The following is a 15,791-nucleotide window of genomic DNA, read 5'->3' as shown; positions in this document are numbered from 1 at the left end:
AGCTTTCCCCTGCTTTTGCAAGGGTTGGACCTCAAATGAAGCGAATATATTGAAAGAGAAGGAGGCTGAGCTTAATGATTTATCCAAATGCATTAAAACAAGGTGATACAGTAATGATTATTGCACCATCTGGTCCACCTACAATCGAAAATGTATTAAAAGGTGTGAATGTATTACAAGAGATGGGGTTATCCGTAATAATCGGGAAGAGTGTTTACGAGAAATATGGATTTTTAGCCGGAAGTGATCAAGTTCGGCTTGACGATATACATGAAGCATTTACAAATAATGAAGTGAAGGCAATTTTTTGTGCACGAGGTGGTTATGGAAGTGCTCGTCTTCTTCCTCACATTCAATATGAAGTTATTAGGCAGAATCCAAAAATCTTTTGGGGATATAGCGATATTACAGCTTTACATACTGCTGTTTCACGTTATGCAAAGCTTATAACATTTCATGGTCCGATGATTGAAGAACTAGGAAAAGGTATTGATTCCCTATCTTTATCCTCTTTTAATCAGCTATTCCATCCGTATTCAACCATTTTATCTGCATCAGAATGTATCGTACCTAGCTCTCACAGTACAGTTACAAGTACGTTAGTTGGAGGAAATTTAGCTGTGTTAGCAAGTATAATTGGCTCGCCCTACGAGATAAATACGGACAATACACTTTTATTACTTGAAGACATTGGTGAAGAACCGTACCGCATTGACCGTATGTTAAATCAGCTACTTTTATCTGGAAAGTTTAATGAATGCAGGGGCGTTATTTTCACAAGTTGTCACGACTGCACTCCTTCAAAGCCATCTCAATCATTGCAAACAATATTATATGAATATTTCGCGCCATATCATATACCTGTCCTATTCGATTTACCAATTGGACATATAAGTCCAAACATTGGTATTCCACTTGGAGCTACAGCGACAATAAACACGAATAATAAAACAGTCTCTATTTCTTCTGGTATAGCCACTTCATATTCAAATTAAAAAGTAAAAGGAAAAACGATTACGCTTTTCCTTTTACTTTTACTTTTACTTATAATAATTAAAAATTCGTCCAGATGCGATATCTGCAATTTCTTCTGGAATAAATGTTTTACTTATATCAGTGCCAACATTTAATACAGCTGTAGCATCTTTCTCAATGCTACCAAATAACTCTTTCCCACGTATCGTAATAAGGGGCGTTCCTTCTGGCAACACATCTTTTACAAATTCCATTTGTGTAAAGAACGGAACGATCCATCTACCTTCTCCTTGGAAATGACGCAAGCGAAGTATTCCTTCTGTTGCCCCGTCCTCTGCTTCTAGTGAACCAGCAACATAAAACTCAGTAGATAAGAGCAATTCATAAAATTCCTTTTGCTTCTGTTTATCATCCCCTGCTACAACAAGTACCTCTTCTAATTTCTTTACTGAAATTTGCTCCATATGATGCCACCCCTATTTTCAAAATGATTGTACTTAGATTATACGAAATATTCTTATTTTTTTCTACATAATTCGCAATTATTTTCTTAAAATAATTTTAACACTTCTTTTGTTGTCACAATCGTAGCAAACTCTTCATGTAAATTTACAAGTGTCATATTGTGAATATCTTCTGCACTATACTCTTTACCATCTAAACCTATACGGTTAAAAGTAGCCGTTGCATCACTCACTAAATATGTTGTAAATCCTAAATTCCCTGCCATTCGTGTCGTAGTTTCCACGCAATGATTTGTCGTTAATCCTACAACCACTACTGCATTACATTTGTTCTTTCTTAATTGCTCTTCTAAATTTGTCCCAATGAACGCGCTGTTAACGAATTTCTGAATAACCACTTCACCAAGTAGTGGTTGCACTTCTTCTTTAAAGTTTACCGTTTCCGCTCTCTCATAAAACATTGACTGAGCATTTTCTTTATTTACATGTTGAATATGAAAAACTGGTCGTTTCCTTTTTCTCCATTCTTCTAACAAAATTCTCATGTTTTCTTCAGCAAAAATATTATTTCTCTCGCCCCAATCTGGTAATTGAAATGCCTTTTGTACATCGATTATGATAAGTGCTATTTGATTTGTCATCATTTCCCCCTTAATTTGGCTATAATTGAAATAGAAAACCAAGTTGTTGTGAAGCAGTAATAAAGCAAACATAGGCGCATAGCTCTACAATTTCTTTTTCTGTCCAATATTGTTTTAAAGCGTGAAACATAGTATCATCTATTGCTTTTCGGTCATGAACAAATGTATGCGCAAAAGTAACGGCTACACCAATCTCCTCTGCCTTTTGCACATCATCAGGTCTTCCCTTTGCCATACAGTACGGACATTCATTCCCATACGCTAATGTTCTTCTCACTTGCTCCTTCAACTCTGCTGAAAGAGTTCCTTTATTGTACAGTGTATCTTCTAACTTACTCCACGAGTGTAATATATCCGAATTATGCCCTAATAACTTTTGAAACTTTGTATCTCCTACATTTGATAATGAAATTCTCTCCATCATTTCCCCTCCTATTCCCTTCTGTTTTATTGTAAAATAAATAACGTTCACTTTACATTTCATATGAATCTTAATTTATATTTTTCCTTTACAAAAATCATTATTTTACTGGAGGTATATTTACAAATGCAACTAGACCGTGTTGATCGAAAAATTTTAAATGAATTATATAATGATAGTCGCCTTTCTATGCGTGAATTGGCGAAACGAGTAAACTTATCTGCTCCGTCTACTGCAGAACGTGTTCGTAAACTTGAAAGTGAAGGCGTTATTCAAAAATATACAATCGATATCGACTATAAAAAAGCAGGACTAGTTTTAGATTGTATTTTAGAAATCACTTTAAAAAATGGTGATACAACACGTATGCAACAGTTTATTCAATCTTATCCATCTGCAAGTTTTTGTTACCGAGTAACAGGAAGCTTATGCTACATTGTAAAAATTTCTGTTCCTTCACTCGTTGAACTTGAAGAATTTATCAATGATGTTTCTTCATATGCAACGACAGTTTCTCATATCGTATTATCAGAAGTATCTCTTACTCCTGATATTGAACATATCTTCCCAGAAGATTAATTTATTTTTATTCATAAATTATAAAAAAACCCCTTACAATAAGAATAAAAATAATATATTATGTATTAAAATACATAAAATTCGAGAAAGGGGCTTTACATTGAAAATCTGGTTTTATGAAAAAACGGCACAATTAGATGACTTGCTTGGTATTTGGGACAATGTTCCGACCATCCCGCGAATTGGTGAAAAAGTGGAGATTTTAAAGACAGTCCGCACTGTTACAGATATTAAATATGTCAAGAACGGTAATAATTTTCGTGTAGAAATTATTACAAATTAAAAAGTAGCTCCTAAGAGCTACTTTTTAATTATCTATTATGTGCTTTCTTTATAACGATTTTATCTTCTTCTACAGCTACTGTTACATAATCATTTTCTTCTAACAGAAGCTTATTTACAGCCTCATCTGGTAACTCTATGGCCATCAATCTATCGGTTACGATCACTTGACTATACACTTCATTTTCTTGTGATGAATTCACTACTTTTTGCTCATTTATAAAACGTACTGGTGGCATGCCAACTTCTTTTACTGTACGCCATTGTTTCCAAACATACGGAATTAACCATAGTAATCCAACAACTGTAAGACCGATACCAATCCATAAATTACTTTGCGCTTGTAATTCAGTAATTGAGATTGTACCACTTTCTTCTCCACCGAAAAATTGCATACTTGTTGCAATCAAATTATTTAGAGCGTGCACAGCTATATTCGTCCATATATTTTTTGTCTTTATGTATAAAAGACACATAACGACACCAAACATGAACGCACCAATAACATCAAAATGTCCTAGGCCAAAAATAATTGAAGATATAATTACAGCTTTTTTAATTCCCCATTTATGAGCCATTCGCTGTAAGAAAAATCCCCTAAAAATAACCTCTTCCATAATAGGTGCTAATACACATGCTGAAATGAAAGTAAATATCGTCATATATACGTTACTCGTATTAATAACATTTCCGTCTTCTAGCATAGTAACTAAGAAATTCGGTAACGTATGTGCTAATATGTAAAATTGAATCTGAGATATGCCAACTGAAAAAATCATCCCCATTATCGTTGCTAATACAATTAATCCCCAAGATAAACGTCCTGGCTTATCAAAAAAACTGTTAAATACAATATTATTTTTATTTGTTTTTACGTATAGCCAAACTAACGGAAATACAAAAAATACAGTTATTTGTGAAATAACCTCCATCGTATTCTCAGAAACATTTGCTAGACCTAATGGTATCATTATAAGGAACACCCCTATAATCATCCATCCAAAAAAGCTACGTAGCCTTATACGTGAAAATGCATAGTGCATATAGAACACCCCCAAAGATAGTAAAAATAAAATAAAACTTTAATCAGTACTTTATAGGCAATCCTTTCCCTATAAATAGCAGGATAACTAGATCATAATATGAATATAGTTGAAATCCCTCCTATTTTTCTCAAATCATTTCAAATAGCATAGCTCTTAAAATACCATATCGCTGTTCTTCAAGTTGCAATCCAAGTGAAATTTATGTAATAAAAATCCCCGTTTTTACAAGCGGGGATTTCTTTTATTATAATACGTCACGTTTTTGGAATAATGCACTTGATGCTACAAGTAACACAACAAAGTATACAGCTACAAGTAATAATGAAGTTGTAAACGTAAATTCTGTAAATGTTGGTTCCATTCCACCATTGATTAATTTATTACTATCGTAAGCTCTTAAATCCAAATGGTTGAATACTACAAACTTCGCTACACCTTTTGCAAACATTATTAATACCATGTTAATTGCACCTTGTAAGAAGAATAGGAACATCGTAATAATTAATGGTAATACAGACTTTCTAAAGACATTTGCTAGGAAAAATGCAAGTGTTGCAAAAAAGAACGGTGAAAGTAGTTGATATAAAGTGGACTTCATTACGATTCCTAACGTTAATTCTGTTTTACTACCATCCATTACAATACCGCCAATAATCATTGCAATTAGCATACCAGCTAATACGATAAATAACATTGCTAATAACACTGTAATATATTTAGAAAATAAAACTGCAAGTCTTTTTCTTGGACGGATTAACAATTGTTTAATTGTACCCTTTTGGAACTCATCAGTAAGAGTACGGGCAGCAAGTGTAATCCCAAAAATCGTTGTAAATAAAACAATTAAGCCAATCTCTGAGTTTGCATAATCTAAATATGATCCCTTAAACTCATCACCTTTTCCCCACTTCAACATTGCTAAAGTACCTAAAATTTCGAGTGCCGCAATGACACCAATTAAAATATACATACCTTTTTTCGCATGCAACTTTAAAAATTCATTTTGAATTAATTTAAACATTATGCTTTCACTCCCCCAGTAATCGCTAAGAACTCATCCTCTAACGTTTTATTTTGAACAGTAACTCCGTATACAAGCACATCAGCATGAACAAGTTTTTTTACAAGTTGCGGAATGTTATCTTTTGTTACAGATGCTACAATTACATTCCCTTTTGCTTTACCTTTAATGATTTCATTTGCTTTCTGAACTTCATCTACTTCAAACGCTACAACGACTGCCTCATCATGTTTCACTTTTTCATGTAAGTTGTACTCTTGTACAAACTCACCTTGTTTAATAATAACAACGCGATCACACATTAATTCAATTTCACTCAATAAGTGACTTGATACGATTACAGCAATATTCTCTTCTTTCGCTAAACGTTGTAAATAATCACGAATTTGGCGAATACCAGCTGGATCTAATCCATTTGTCGGCTCATCTAAAATTAAGATTTTCGGCTGATGAAGTAATGCTTGTGCAATTCCTAAACGTTGTTTCATACCAAGTGAATATGTTTTCACCTTTTTATGAATCGCATGCTCTAATTCAACAAGCTTTACAATCTCAGCAATACGCTCTTTACTAATTGGAGTAATGGCCATGTTCGCAAAATGCTTTAAGTTTTGCATTCCTGTCATATAATCATATAGTTCAGGATTTTCTACAATCGCTCCAATTTGCTCTAGTGCCTTTTCACGCTCCGAGCGAATACTATGTCCACAAATTGTAATATCGCCCTCTGTCATTGAAATAAGACCTGTCATCATACGGATCGTCGTCGTCTTACCGCTACCGTTCGGTCCAAGGAATCCGTATACTTCTCCTTCACGAACCTCAAATGATAAACCACGAATAATTTCCGTTCCACCAATCCTTTTTCGAACATTCTCTAACTTTACTACTACGTTTCCCAATGCTGATTCCTCCTTTAGACTTCTAGTTTTTTATCGATAATATAAGCAATTACATATATTATTAGAGCACTAACCATTACCATGAAACTTATATTAAAAATGTTAAATCCATTTTCTTGAAACATATTAATAAACAGACTCTTGCTTTCACTATGATATTCTACTCTTCGCAATACTTGGAAAGCTGGAGCTAATTTTCCTAGCAAGGTTGTCGCTAAAGTAATCGCTATATTTATTACTAGAAAAATAATAACGATTAGTATATTTTGCGCCTTTTTCTTTTTCGTAAGTAACTTAACTAGAGTAATTACTAATATGATTTGTAACACACTAAACAAAAACTCAAATAAATCGCTTATCGTATATATTAAATTATTAATTATGCCTACTTGCATAATCTCTTTTGCCTCTACATATACAGAAGTCGTAGGAAAAGCTAATATATAACTTACGTAGAAAAGAATTCCACATATCCCATACCATATAGCCATTGCGATAAATGAGAAAATAAGCATAGAAATTACATATTGTTTCCCAGATATTGCTGTAAGTCGTAACATTGGATTAGTTAGTAAGCGTGAATATGATTTCATTGTTTGTATAAACATATAAACAATATAAAAGAAAAATATAATCATAATGATTCCAAATATACCCTCTTGTCTACTGATAGCCGCATCACTTTTTCTTACAATCATTTGTGAAAATAACACAGCTTCAATTAGTACAAAGAATAAAAAAGTAACAATATATCTTTTCTTATTTACATTCCATAAATAGGAAAGTACTGAATTCACTTACTAAACACCTCCTTAAACAATTCATGAACTGCTTTTCCTCTCTGAAAACGAATTTCTTCTACATTTTCATATAGAACCATTTCTCCATCTTTTAAAAAGATCACTTCATCAAAAATATTTTCAATTTCATTTATTAAGTGAGTGGAAATTAATATCGTACAATCTTCCCTATAGAACTGTAGAATTAGATCCAATACATGTTCTCTAGAAAGAGGATCTATCCCGCCCAATGGCTCATCCAGTACATATAGCTTCGCTTTTCGAGAAAACGTTAAAATAATCTGCAGCTTCTCAACCATACCTTTTGACAATGCTGTAATTTTTTCTTCTAACGGTATTTTAAATTCTGCAATCGTATCTACCGCTTTTTGAATATCGAAGTCTTTATAAAAATCTCGGTAGAAAAATAAAGCGTTTTTTACAGTCATCCAATCATCAAAGATTGGCTTATCGGACATAAATGAAACAATTTCTTTCGTCTGTAACCCTACCTTTTTACCGTCTATTGTAATACTACCTTCAGAAGGGTGTTGCAAGCCTGCAATCATTTTCAATAACGTCGTTTTCCCGCTCCCGTTATCTCCAACAAGCCCAACGATTTTCCCTTCCGTAATCTCTATGTTTAATTCACGGATCACTGCTTTTAATCCGTATCTCTTCCATAAGTTTTCTATTTTCAATAGCTCTGTCATTGGCTCTCCTCCCTCTTATCATGTAATGAAGAACGAAGAATTGTAAGAATTTCTTCTTCTGAAAAACCTAAATTGTCCATTCCATCTATAAAAGAATGAAGTAATTCTTGCGCCATCTCTTTTCGCAGCTCCATAATTTTCTCCCCTTCATTCGTTACATACCGTCCCATTCCTCTACGTGTTACAACAACTCCATCCCGTTCTAGCTCTTGAAATGTACGCTGAATCGTATTTGGATTCACTTGTAATTCACTCGCTAATTCACGGACAGAGGGAATTTTATCACCAGGCAATAAATGTCCTGTTACGATCTCTTTTTTTATGTATTCCATTACCTGAATGTAAATTGGTATATTTGGAGAAAACTCTATTTTCATTTCTTCCCTCCTTTCGTATCGGTGTACTAGTTAAATAATACACTGATACAAAAAGTTTGTAAATACCCATTTAATTACAAAAAGTTCTATCCGTTAACCGAATAGAACTTCCCAAACATAAATCGCTATATAGAAATAATAGTGTTATGTAAACAAAATTATAAAGAAAAGCTGTCTTATCAATGAATAAGACAGCTTTTCTTTATAATCCTATATTAAAAGTTAAACACGAAGTCATCGTCAGCTAACTTTTCAACGTTCGTTGCTTTTACGTAACCATTTCCTTTTACAGAGAAGAAATCATGGTTTTTCGTATCTGTACGTAAACCATTTAAAACGATTGGGTTAATTTCTTCTTCTTCAAACTTCGGCTCAAGTCCTAAGTTCATAAGCCCTTTATTCGCATTGTAACGAACGAAACGATTTACATCTTCTACAAGACCGATAGAAGTGTAAATTTCTTCTGTATAGGCCATTTCAATTTCATATAGTTCCATTAATAACTCTTGTGTTTCTTTTTGCACTTCTTGTTGCTCTTCTGCAGAAAGTTCTGCGAAGATTTGTTGTGCTAAAATACCGACGAATACGCCGTGAATTGACTCATCACGAATTATCAAGTTAATAATCTCACCACTTGCTGTTAGTTTTCCTTGACCAGCTAAGTAAAGCGGATAGAAGAATCCACTATAGAATAAATAACTTTCTAAGAACACACTTGCGACCATTGCCATATATAGCTCTTTTTTCGTTACTTCAGGCTTTAACAAACGACGATAGTAACCAGTAATAATACCGGCCTTTTTCTCAAGTAATGGATGATTGTCTACCCAGTCAAAAATATCATCAATTTCTTCTTCAGTAGCTAACGTTGTAAAGATATGACTGTAACTCTTCGCATGTACTTCTTCCATAGCTCCCATGAAAGCTAATACACTTTTCGCTTGTAAATTTTCAAGATGAACAAGTACAAGTGGCATTCCTTCGCCACCTTGTTTCGTATCTAAAAGTGTTAAACCACCTAATACACGCTTATAAGCAATTTGCTCTTCTTTCGATAATTGCACCCAAGTATTTTTGTCAGAAGAAACCGCAATTTCTTCTTCTGTCCAAAACTGAGCGATGTTTTGCTTCCAAAACATTAAACTAAAATCATCTTCTTTTTTGTTCCAGTTTACCGCACGCATTAAATCGCCCCTTCTCTAAATATGATAACTAAGCATGAGCAGGGTTCAGAAAACCCTGCTCATCATGTCTCACTTTTTATATTAAACGGTACAAGCCACACACTCTTCCACGCTTAATTTACGTGTTCTCGTATAATACAGACTCTTTAAGCCTTTTTTATGTGCATAGATGTAGTAACGTGCTAATTCACGTGTTGAAATATCACTATTAACGTAAAGAATTGTACTAATTCCTTGGTCAATATGTTCTTGAATTTCTGCGATTAAATCAATTAATTTAAACTGATTCATATCGTAAGAAGATTTATAGTACCAGAACGTATCTTTTGATAAATACGGCATTGGATAATATGTTGTCGCATTCGCATATGTTCTTGATTCGATTTGACTTACGATCGGCATTACGCTTGAAGTTGCATTTTGAACGTAACTGATTGATTGTGTTGGAGCAATGGCAAGACGATATGAGTTGTATAAACCATTCTTCTGCACTTGCTCTTTTAAACTTGTCCAATCTTCTTTTGTTGGAATATGAATTCCTTCAAATAGTTGCTGAACTTTTTCAGTTACTGGGCTGTAATCTGTCGTTTCATACTTTTCGAAGTATGTGCCATTCGCATAATCAGATTTATCGAAGTCCTTAAATGTCTCGCCTTTTTCTGTAGCGATTTCCATACTTTTCTCAATAGAGTAGTAATTTAACATCATAAAGAATGTACGAGCGAATTCTTTCGCTTCTGCACTTTCATAAGCGATTTTATTTTTTGCTAAATATCCGTGTAAGTTCATTGCTCCAAGTCCAACTGAATGAAGCTCGTCATTTGCTTTTTTCACAGTTGGTGCATTCGGAATAATCGTCATATCAGAAACAGCTGTTAAAGCTTCCATTCCCGCATGAACTGCTTCACGAATTTCTTTATTTTCCATTACGTTTACGATATTTAACGATCCTAAGTTACAGTTAATATCACGACGGATAATGTCATCTGTACCGTAATCATTTATTTCTGAAGTTTCTTGAAGCTGGAAGATTTCTGTACATAAGTTCGACATCTTCACAGTTCCAATATCCTTCAATGGATGTTGATTATTTGCATTTGATTTAAACATTAAGTATGGGTAACCAGACTCAAGCTGAATCATAGCGATTTTAATAAGCATATCACGTGCACTAATATCTAGTGGCTTCTTCTTCACTTTCGGATTGCTCATTAATTCATCATACATTTCATCAATGTCAATATCATCTAAATGCTTGCCATATTCTTTATAAACCGTATAAGGCGCGAAAACATGGAAAGGTTCGTTTTTCTCAGCAAGCTCAAAGAACTTACTTGGAACGATAATTCCGATTGATAGAGACTGAATACGACTCTTCTCATCGGCATTTATTTTTTTTGTATCAAGGAATTCAATAATATCCCAATGGAAAATGTTTAAATATACTGCACCGGCACCTTTTCGTTGGCCAAGTTGATTCGCATATGAAAACGAATCTTCAAGCAATTTCATAACAGGTACTACACCACTTGCAGCGTTGTCGATACCTTTAATTTGCTCACCACGTGCGCGTAGCTTAGATAAGTTTAAAGCTACTCCCCCGCCGATTTTCGATAATTGCATCGCAGTATTAATGTTAAAGCCGATCGAATTTAAGCTATCGTCCATCTCTAACAAGAAACAAGACACCATTTCTCCTCTTCTGCTTCTTCCCGCATTTAAAAAGGTTGGTGTCGCTGGTTGGTAGTTTTGTTTTACAATCATGCTTGCGAATTGTCTTGCCTTCGAAACATCACCGCGTCCTAAGTATAATGAAACAATTGCTACACGATCTTCATAGCTTTCTAAGTATTGTTTTTGATCATTCGTTTTTAACGCATAATCTTTGTAGAACTTAGATGCTGCCATATAAGATTGGAACTCGAAGTTTTCACCATAAGCGATGTTATATACTTCCTCTACTTCCTCCAAGCTATACTCGTCCAGAACGTTGTAATAGTAATCATGTTCTTTCATATACTCCATTCGCTCTGCCACGCTATTAAAAGGAACGGTATTCTCTCTAGCTTCTTCCATAAAGACTTCTAATGCCTCTTTATCTTTATGAAGCTGATAAAAACCGTCCTGCATTTGCGTGATTTCATTATTCAGTTCAATGTGTCGCAATCTCCCGCACCCTTTCCTTAAAATATTCTACATCGTTATTTGTTCCAGATAACTCAAATTTTGATACAATAGGCACTTCATATTTAGTAGAAATCTTGTCAGCACTTGCACCGAACATGTCTCCCCAGTTACGATTGCCGCTTGCAGATACGCCTTTTAATTTTTCATTATTGCGCTCTAAAAAGTCTAAAACACGTTCTGGTACATTGCCAAAACCTGTTGTATACGTAATAAGAATAAAGTCTTCATCTATTACTAGATCTTCATCAATTTGAACGGCCGGCATATTTAATTTGTGAATGAAACGCTTCACGTTTCCTGTCATAGAATCATATGCAACTAACATTTCCGACCCTCCCTCTCAAATCTATATTCTCTATATGTTGTTCTTGATTTCTCTATATATTGTATTACGTTTCAAAATAAGACACAAGATATATGTATAAATTCTTTCTTTTTTTAACTTTTACTTTTCGACATGATAGCCGTTTTTTTTCAATACAATGACTATGAAACAACATTCTAAAACTCATGTCAATAAAGTGCTTTTCAAAAAAGTTGTCAACGAATTTAACCTTATTTTTAAAAAAGTTAACAATATATTTTGTCATAAAACGGTAGATGCTGAAGAAATATATTTCTCCAGCATCACGCAAAAAAGAACAGATATGAAACGATAATCTGCTCTAAAAAACGATTACATTTATCAAATTTACCTTATTAAATATATTATACATATACTTTCGTCTCTCGTTACATACTAAAAGATAACTATTATAGAAAAAGATTATTATTATGGAACTTCAATTTATTTATGAAAAGTTTATTCAGAGTGCTCAATACGCAAAATATCTTTTACAAATATGTGATGTGGATTTTCATCTTTATCAAGCATTGTACATACAGGAGCCTCTTCATCAAAGTATACAATCATTCCTTCTACATACTGATATGTATGTTGAACTTGTACAGTTACTTTAATTTCTATCGCTTCTTCATATGCTCTTTTTATTTTCTGAAGCATTTTTGCTGAACATTTTCGTTTCTCTGGATACATAACCATTCCCATAAATCTATTGCCGGCTCTATCTTTCCACATATAATCCCAATGTGGTAAAATGCCTTGTTTAAAATCGCCCATAATTCCCCTCTCCTTTATCTTTTATTTATCCCACATTAAACGTCCAGTTGGTGAAGGTTACTAATCAGTGAGGGATGCCCTGCTGATCAAAATTCCCCTTTATGAACGTGGCGTTTCTGAATATGTATAAATCACTTGCCCGCCTCGCTGTGCGTTACCAATGAAATGCTTAAAGTCTTCTCTATTTACAACAACTTCTCTGAACGTATAAAATACATCTTTCGTAACAACATACTCCGTTATTTCACCATTTTTCAGCTGATCTAAAATTGTATTTGCTAATTCTTTATCCATGTATTTCACCTCTCTGCAATATTTTATTCTATCGTATATTCTATAGGTCAACAACTGTAAAATTATCCCGCTATTTGCAGGTAGTGCGATTGGTGTTGACTACTAATCAGTCGTGGAATGAACAAAAAATCTTACTGATTAACGTTTCACTTTATCTCGTTGTTATGTCATGATTTTATTTTCGTTATTTCGCAAACAATATCGTTTTACTATATGTCCACTAAATATCATATACTAACATAGCTACTTCTCTATATCAAACATTTCGGCATTCAATTATGCAAAGTTCCATACCACTATGCTACAATATACAAATAGAACTAGGAGGGATACTATGATTCGGAAAGCAAAAAAGACAGATGCAATGGCAATAGCTCCTTTATTGTATAATGCTCTGCATGAAATTGCTGAAAAAATCACAGGTAGCACAATTGAAGCAGAAGTATTACTAGGACTTGAGACATGGTTCTCAAAAGAAAATAACCGTCTGAGCTACGAAAACTGTTTTATTTATGAACAAGACGAGAGTGCAGTTGGAATTATTGTCGCTTATCACGGTAGTGAAGCAACACAGCTTGACGCACCAATTGTACATCACTTAAGAGAATTACATAAAGATGAATCGATTACGTTAGAAAAAGAAGCTGAGCTTGATGAGTATTACATTGATACATTATCAGTTTCAAGTGCACACGGTGGAAAAGGTATTGGTTCTAAATTAATTGAAGCTGCCGAAATCTATGCAACTGAAAAAGGGCATGAAAAAATCGCTTTACTTGTTAATTTAGAAAACACACGCGCCTATTCACTATACGAAAAGTTAGGTTATAAAAAAGATGAAATTGTTATGCTAGTAGGCGAACCTTATGCTCATCTCGTAAAACCATTAAACGTCAAAATTTCTATATCTTAAAAAGAAAGCACACGATTTTTATAAATCGTGTGCTTTTATGTTAAATTCGTATTTAATATATTTCCATCCATCGCCTCGTGAAACGTATATGTTGTACATCCCCATGGCTTTCTATGCAAAATAGGAGAACCAGACCATCCCATTGCCCTCAGCTCCGTTCCAATCATCGAATTAAAATAATTATGACCTACAAGAGCAATACTTCCATGTACGAGAGCATAACGATGTAACAGGTAAGCCGCTTGCTTTGCCCTCTCTCTTACTTCCTTATAAGACTCAACATCTTTATGGTAGCCAAGTATCCATAATGTGCGCCCAATGAACATCCATACCTTAATTGTGCATTTCAACCACTTCGGAGCAAAAAAGTATGAAGGAACTTCAGCTTCTCTAAAAAGAGAGTTTTGCATAAAAGATAAAGAATCCGTTAATTCAGCTGCTGATTGTACAGCACGCCTTTGATCACTTGTTAAGACAAATTTCGCTGCTTCAATTGCCTCTATTGTTTCTATCGGCATTTTAGCTTTTTGTATCATTGACTCGGAATCATACTGTTTCATCCATTCGTGAAATGAATTAATTGTCATCGGTTCTCTTATACGACCTAAACAACCATGACGAATAAAAGAAATCTTCATTCTTTTCACTCTCCATTCATCACTTACGAACTCTATTATGCACTAGTTCTAAACATCATACCACGCAAGAAAAGAAAGTCATATACCTTTACATCTCCCCACCACTATCATGCGTTATCGAAGCATGGATACCATCCATCCCATCAAAATATGTACTCGTATCATATTGACGAATCTTTTTTAAATGCATATAAGAAAATAAAAATAAAATTAAAGCTATAACACTCCCCACAAATTCAAACATCATTTTACCGCCTCTAATTTCTCCCACTTCAGCAGGTTATTCTACTTTTTCATTATACCTCGATATAAAGATTCCCGCATTTTTGCTATTTTTTTCAAATAACATGGATTTTCTACATATTTTCTTACAAAAAGTGAATATTTTTCGAATTTTTACTTTGGAAACATTTACAAAGTAGGAAATATGGTTCAAAATAGGAGGAAATAAAAAAAAACCAAATTTATTCTTTTTTTGGGAAAACTGTAACAAGGAGAGTTGCTTATGCAGATCGCAGAAACTGGAGATATCATCGAATTTAAAGGTGGAATGCAAGGCCGTGTTCAAAAAGTAAATCAAAACTCTGTTATTGTTGATATAACAATTATGAAGAATTTTAGAGAACTAGATATGGAACCTCTTACAGTTGTAAGTCATAAAAACTATACTGTCATTAATCAAAATGCATAATATAATAGAAAGAAAGGGCCTGTATAGTATACAGGCCCTTTCTTTCTATTAACGATTATCAATTGTTTCCGGATATAGATCGTGGTTCATCATGCGGTAGTCAGCCATTTGTTCATACTTCGTCCCTGGGCGACCGTAGTTGCAGTATGGATCAATTGAAATGCCACCACGTGGTGTGAATTTCCCCCATACCTCAATGTAACGTGGATCCATTAATTTAATTAAATCGTTCATAATAACGTTCATGCAATCTTCGTGGAAATCACCATGATTGCGGAAACTAAATAAATACAACTTTAAAGATTTACTCTCTACCATTTTTTGCTCTGGAATATAGCTAATATAAATTGTTGCAAAATCTGGTTGTCCTGTTTTCGGACATAAACTTGTAAATTCAGGACAATTGAATTTTACAAAATAATCACGGTTTGGATGATTATTATCAAATACCTCTAATATTTCTGGGCTATATTCAAATAAATATTTTGTATTTTGATTTCCTAATAATGTTACATCTTTTAAATCTTCATCTAATCTTCCAGTCATTTTAAACATCCCTTCTCG

The 15,791-nt window shown here is 33.8% G+C and carries 22 protein-coding genes; 5 read left to right on the top strand and 17 right to left on the bottom strand.

Annotated features, from left to right (window positions below; genetic code table 11):
- The first annotated feature begins 74 nt into the window (after positions 1–74).
- Entirely contained in the window at positions 75–995 is a 921-nt protein-coding gene (locus N2V79_RS07090; protein ID WP_000640064.1) for a S66 peptidase family protein, read from the top strand.
- A 45-nt stretch (positions 996–1,040) separates the two neighbouring features.
- Here N2V79_RS07090 and N2V79_RS07085 read toward each other — a convergent pair whose 3' ends face one another.
- From N2V79_RS07085 to N2V79_RS07075, 3 genes are all read right to left on the bottom strand, one after another.
- Positions 1,041–1,439 carry an SseB family protein gene (locus N2V79_RS07085; protein WP_000435265.1) on the bottom strand — a complete coding sequence of 133 codons (399 nt, stop codon included), beginning with the start codon at positions 1,437–1,439 and terminating at the stop codon, positions 1,041–1,043.
- Positions 1,440–1,525: 86 nt separating this feature from the next.
- Positions 1,526–2,080 (bottom strand): cysteine hydrolase family protein, encoded by a 555-nt coding sequence (locus N2V79_RS07080; protein ID WP_000184436.1) that lies wholly within the window; start codon positions 2,078–2,080, stop codon positions 1,526–1,528.
- Between the two features lie 19 nt (positions 2,081–2,099).
- Complete coding sequence (locus N2V79_RS07075) at positions 2,100–2,501, bottom strand: carboxymuconolactone decarboxylase family protein (RefSeq protein WP_445661886.1); 402 nt, start codon at positions 2,499–2,501, stop codon at positions 2,100–2,102.
- A gap of 126 nt (positions 2,502–2,627) precedes the next feature.
- Here N2V79_RS07075 and N2V79_RS07070 point away from each other — a divergent pair, with 126 nt between their 5' ends.
- Together N2V79_RS07070 and N2V79_RS07065 are read left to right on the top strand one after the other, a co-directional pair.
- Complete coding sequence (locus N2V79_RS07070; protein ID WP_001175498.1) at positions 2,628–3,080, top strand: Lrp/AsnC family transcriptional regulator; 453 nt, start codon at positions 2,628–2,630, stop codon at positions 3,078–3,080.
- Positions 3,081–3,180: 100 nt separating this feature from the next.
- The gene (locus N2V79_RS07065) at positions 3,181–3,363 is read left to right on the top strand and encodes a DUF3913 family protein (protein WP_000707107.1); all 183 of its coding nucleotides are present in this window, start codon (positions 3,181–3,183) and stop codon (positions 3,361–3,363) included.
- Between the two features lie 28 nt (positions 3,364–3,391).
- Here the strand turns inward: N2V79_RS07065 and N2V79_RS07060 are convergent, their stop codons facing one another.
- The 11 genes from N2V79_RS07060 to N2V79_RS07010 all read right to left on the bottom strand — a co-directional run bounded on the left by N2V79_RS07060 (position 3,392) and on the right by N2V79_RS07010 (position 12,985).
- Complete coding sequence (locus N2V79_RS07060; RefSeq protein ID WP_340719743.1) at positions 3,392–4,405, bottom strand: type II CAAX endopeptidase family protein; 1,014 nt, start codon at positions 4,403–4,405, stop codon at positions 3,392–3,394.
- A 247-nt stretch (positions 4,406–4,652) separates the two neighbouring features.
- Positions 4,653–5,429 carry an ABC transporter permease gene (locus N2V79_RS07055; RefSeq protein WP_153592727.1) on the bottom strand — a complete coding sequence of 259 codons (777 nt, stop codon included), beginning with the start codon at positions 5,427–5,429 and terminating at the stop codon, positions 4,653–4,655.
- Positions 5,429–6,331: an ABC transporter ATP-binding protein gene (locus tag N2V79_RS07050; protein WP_000528820.1), complete on the bottom strand. Its 903-nt coding sequence runs from the start codon at positions 6,329–6,331 to the stop codon at positions 5,429–5,431. Before N2V79_RS07050 ends, N2V79_RS07055 begins: the two co-directional genes overlap by 1 nt.
- A gap of 14 nt (positions 6,332–6,345) precedes the next feature.
- Positions 6,346–7,128, bottom strand: coding sequence for an ABC transporter permease (locus tag N2V79_RS07045; protein ID WP_340719742.1), 783 nt, complete (start codon positions 7,126–7,128; stop codon positions 6,346–6,348).
- Positions 7,125–7,823 carry an ABC transporter ATP-binding protein gene (locus tag N2V79_RS07040; protein ID WP_000137745.1) on the bottom strand — a complete coding sequence of 233 codons (699 nt, stop codon included), beginning with the start codon at positions 7,821–7,823 and terminating at the stop codon, positions 7,125–7,127. The genes N2V79_RS07045 and N2V79_RS07040 overlap by 4 nt, the downstream gene beginning before the upstream one ends.
- Positions 7,820–8,200, bottom strand: a complete 381-nt coding sequence (locus N2V79_RS07035) for a GntR family transcriptional regulator (protein WP_069355278.1) — start codon at positions 8,198–8,200, stop codon at positions 7,820–7,822. Before N2V79_RS07035 ends, N2V79_RS07040 begins: the two co-directional genes overlap by 4 nt.
- Positions 8,201–8,415: 215 nt before the next feature.
- Positions 8,416–9,384: a class 1b ribonucleoside-diphosphate reductase subunit beta gene (nrdF, locus tag N2V79_RS07030; protein ID WP_001203025.1), complete on the bottom strand. Its 969-nt coding sequence runs from the start codon at positions 9,382–9,384 to the stop codon at positions 8,416–8,418.
- A gap of 81 nt (positions 9,385–9,465) precedes the next feature.
- Positions 9,466–11,550 (bottom strand): class 1b ribonucleoside-diphosphate reductase subunit alpha, encoded by a 2,085-nt coding sequence (gene nrdE / locus N2V79_RS07025; protein ID WP_001215839.1) that lies wholly within the window; start codon positions 11,548–11,550, stop codon positions 9,466–9,468.
- Complete coding sequence (nrdI, locus tag N2V79_RS07020) at positions 11,537–11,896, bottom strand: class Ib ribonucleoside-diphosphate reductase assembly flavoprotein NrdI (protein WP_000959447.1); 360 nt, start codon at positions 11,894–11,896, stop codon at positions 11,537–11,539. Before nrdI ends, nrdE begins: the two co-directional genes overlap by 14 nt.
- 477 nt (positions 11,897–12,373) lie before the next feature.
- Positions 12,374–12,691 carry a hypothetical protein gene (locus tag N2V79_RS07015; RefSeq protein ID WP_000502199.1) on the bottom strand — a complete coding sequence of 106 codons (318 nt, stop codon included), beginning with the start codon at positions 12,689–12,691 and terminating at the stop codon, positions 12,374–12,376.
- Between the two features lie 99 nt (positions 12,692–12,790).
- Positions 12,791–12,985 carry a hypothetical protein gene (locus tag N2V79_RS07010; RefSeq protein ID WP_000356686.1) on the bottom strand — a complete coding sequence of 65 codons (195 nt, stop codon included), beginning with the start codon at positions 12,983–12,985 and terminating at the stop codon, positions 12,791–12,793.
- A 334-nt stretch (positions 12,986–13,319) separates the two neighbouring features.
- Here N2V79_RS07010 and N2V79_RS07005 point away from each other — a divergent pair, with 334 nt between their 5' ends.
- Entirely contained in the window at positions 13,320–13,898 is a 579-nt protein-coding gene (locus N2V79_RS07005; protein ID WP_340719741.1) for a GNAT family N-acetyltransferase, read from the top strand.
- Positions 13,899–13,933: 35 nt separating this feature from the next.
- On the opposite strand, the gene N2V79_RS07000 is transcribed toward N2V79_RS07005, so the two are convergent.
- Together N2V79_RS07000 and N2V79_RS06995 are read right to left on the bottom strand one after the other, a co-directional pair.
- On the bottom strand, positions 13,934–14,536 hold the full coding sequence (locus tag N2V79_RS07000) for a histidine phosphatase family protein (RefSeq protein ID WP_075720137.1): 603 nt from the start codon (positions 14,534–14,536) through the stop codon (positions 13,934–13,936).
- An 88-nt stretch (positions 14,537–14,624) separates the two neighbouring features.
- Positions 14,625–14,780: a hypothetical protein gene (locus N2V79_RS06995; RefSeq protein WP_000461432.1), complete on the bottom strand. Its 156-nt coding sequence runs from the start codon at positions 14,778–14,780 to the stop codon at positions 14,625–14,627.
- A gap of 261 nt (positions 14,781–15,041) precedes the next feature.
- Here N2V79_RS06995 and N2V79_RS06990 point away from each other — a divergent pair, with 261 nt between their 5' ends.
- Positions 15,042–15,227, top strand: a complete 186-nt coding sequence (locus N2V79_RS06990; protein WP_001165082.1) for a YkvS family protein — start codon at positions 15,042–15,044, stop codon at positions 15,225–15,227.
- Between the two features lie 48 nt (positions 15,228–15,275).
- Here N2V79_RS06990 and queF read toward each other — a convergent pair whose 3' ends face one another.
- On the bottom strand, positions 15,276–15,773 hold the full coding sequence (gene queF / locus N2V79_RS06985) for a preQ(1) synthase (protein WP_001986050.1): 498 nt from the start codon (positions 15,771–15,773) through the stop codon (positions 15,276–15,278).
- Between the last annotated feature and the right edge of the window lie 18 nt (positions 15,774–15,791).

The organism is Bacillus sp. CH_70, assembly GCF_038007045.1.
Lineage (GTDB): Bacteria > Bacillota > Bacilli > Bacillales > Bacillaceae_G > Bacillus_A > Bacillus_A cereus.
Note: the sequence above shows the minus strand (reverse complement) of the source record. Positions and strands in the feature narration are given on the sequence as shown.

Bases quoted from the DNA above. Each gene is read 5' to 3' on its own strand.
- N2V79_RS07090 (WP_000640064.1), top strand. From the start codon at position 75: ATGATTTATCCAAATGCATTAAAACAAGGTGATACAGTAATGATTATT.
- N2V79_RS07085 (WP_000435265.1), bottom strand. From the start codon at position 1,439: ATGGAGCAAATTTCAGTAAAGAAATTAGAAGAGGTACTTGTTGTAGCA.
- N2V79_RS07080 (WP_000184436.1), bottom strand. From the start codon at position 2,080: ATGACAAATCAAATAGCACTTATCATAATCGATGTACAAAAGGCATTT.
- N2V79_RS07075 (WP_445661886.1), bottom strand. From the start codon at position 2,501: ATGGAGAGAATTTCATTATCAAATGTAGGAGATACAAAGTTTCAAAAG.
- N2V79_RS07070 (WP_001175498.1), top strand. From the start codon at position 2,628: ATGCAACTAGACCGTGTTGATCGAAAAATTTTAAATGAATTATATAAT.
- N2V79_RS07060 (WP_340719743.1), bottom strand. From the start codon at position 4,405: ATGCACTATGCATTTTCACGTATAAGGCTACGTAGCTTTTTTGGATGG.
- N2V79_RS07055 (WP_153592727.1), bottom strand. From the start codon at position 5,429: ATGTTTAAATTAATTCAAAATGAATTTTTAAAGTTGCATGCGAAAAAA.
- N2V79_RS07040 (WP_000137745.1), bottom strand. From the start codon at position 7,823: ATGACAGAGCTATTGAAAATAGAAAACTTATGGAAGAGATACGGATTA.
- N2V79_RS07035 (WP_069355278.1), bottom strand. From the start codon at position 8,200: ATGAAAATAGAGTTTTCTCCAAATATACCAATTTACATTCAGGTAATG.
- nrdF (WP_001203025.1), bottom strand. From the start codon at position 9,384: ATGCGTGCGGTAAACTGGAACAAAAAAGAAGATGATTTTAGTTTAATG.
- nrdI (WP_000959447.1), bottom strand. From the start codon at position 11,896: ATGTTAGTTGCATATGATTCTATGACAGGAAACGTGAAGCGTTTCATT.
- N2V79_RS07015 (WP_000502199.1), bottom strand. From the start codon at position 12,691: ATGGGCGATTTTAAACAAGGCATTTTACCACATTGGGATTATATGTGG.
- N2V79_RS07010 (WP_000356686.1), bottom strand. From the start codon at position 12,985: ATGGATAAAGAATTAGCAAATACAATTTTAGATCAGCTGAAAAATGGT.
- N2V79_RS07005 (WP_340719741.1), top strand. From the start codon at position 13,320: ATGATTCGGAAAGCAAAAAAGACAGATGCAATGGCAATAGCTCCTTTA.
- N2V79_RS07000 (WP_075720137.1), bottom strand. From the start codon at position 14,536: ATGAAGATTTCTTTTATTCGTCATGGTTGTTTAGGTCGTATAAGAGAA.
- N2V79_RS06995 (WP_000461432.1), bottom strand. From the start codon at position 14,780: ATGTTTGAATTTGTGGGGAGTGTTATAGCTTTAATTTTATTTTTATTT.
- N2V79_RS06990 (WP_001165082.1), top strand. From the start codon at position 15,042: ATGCAGATCGCAGAAACTGGAGATATCATCGAATTTAAAGGTGGAATG.
- queF (WP_001986050.1), bottom strand. From the start codon at position 15,773: ATGACTGGAAGATTAGATGAAGATTTAAAAGATGTAACATTATTAGGA.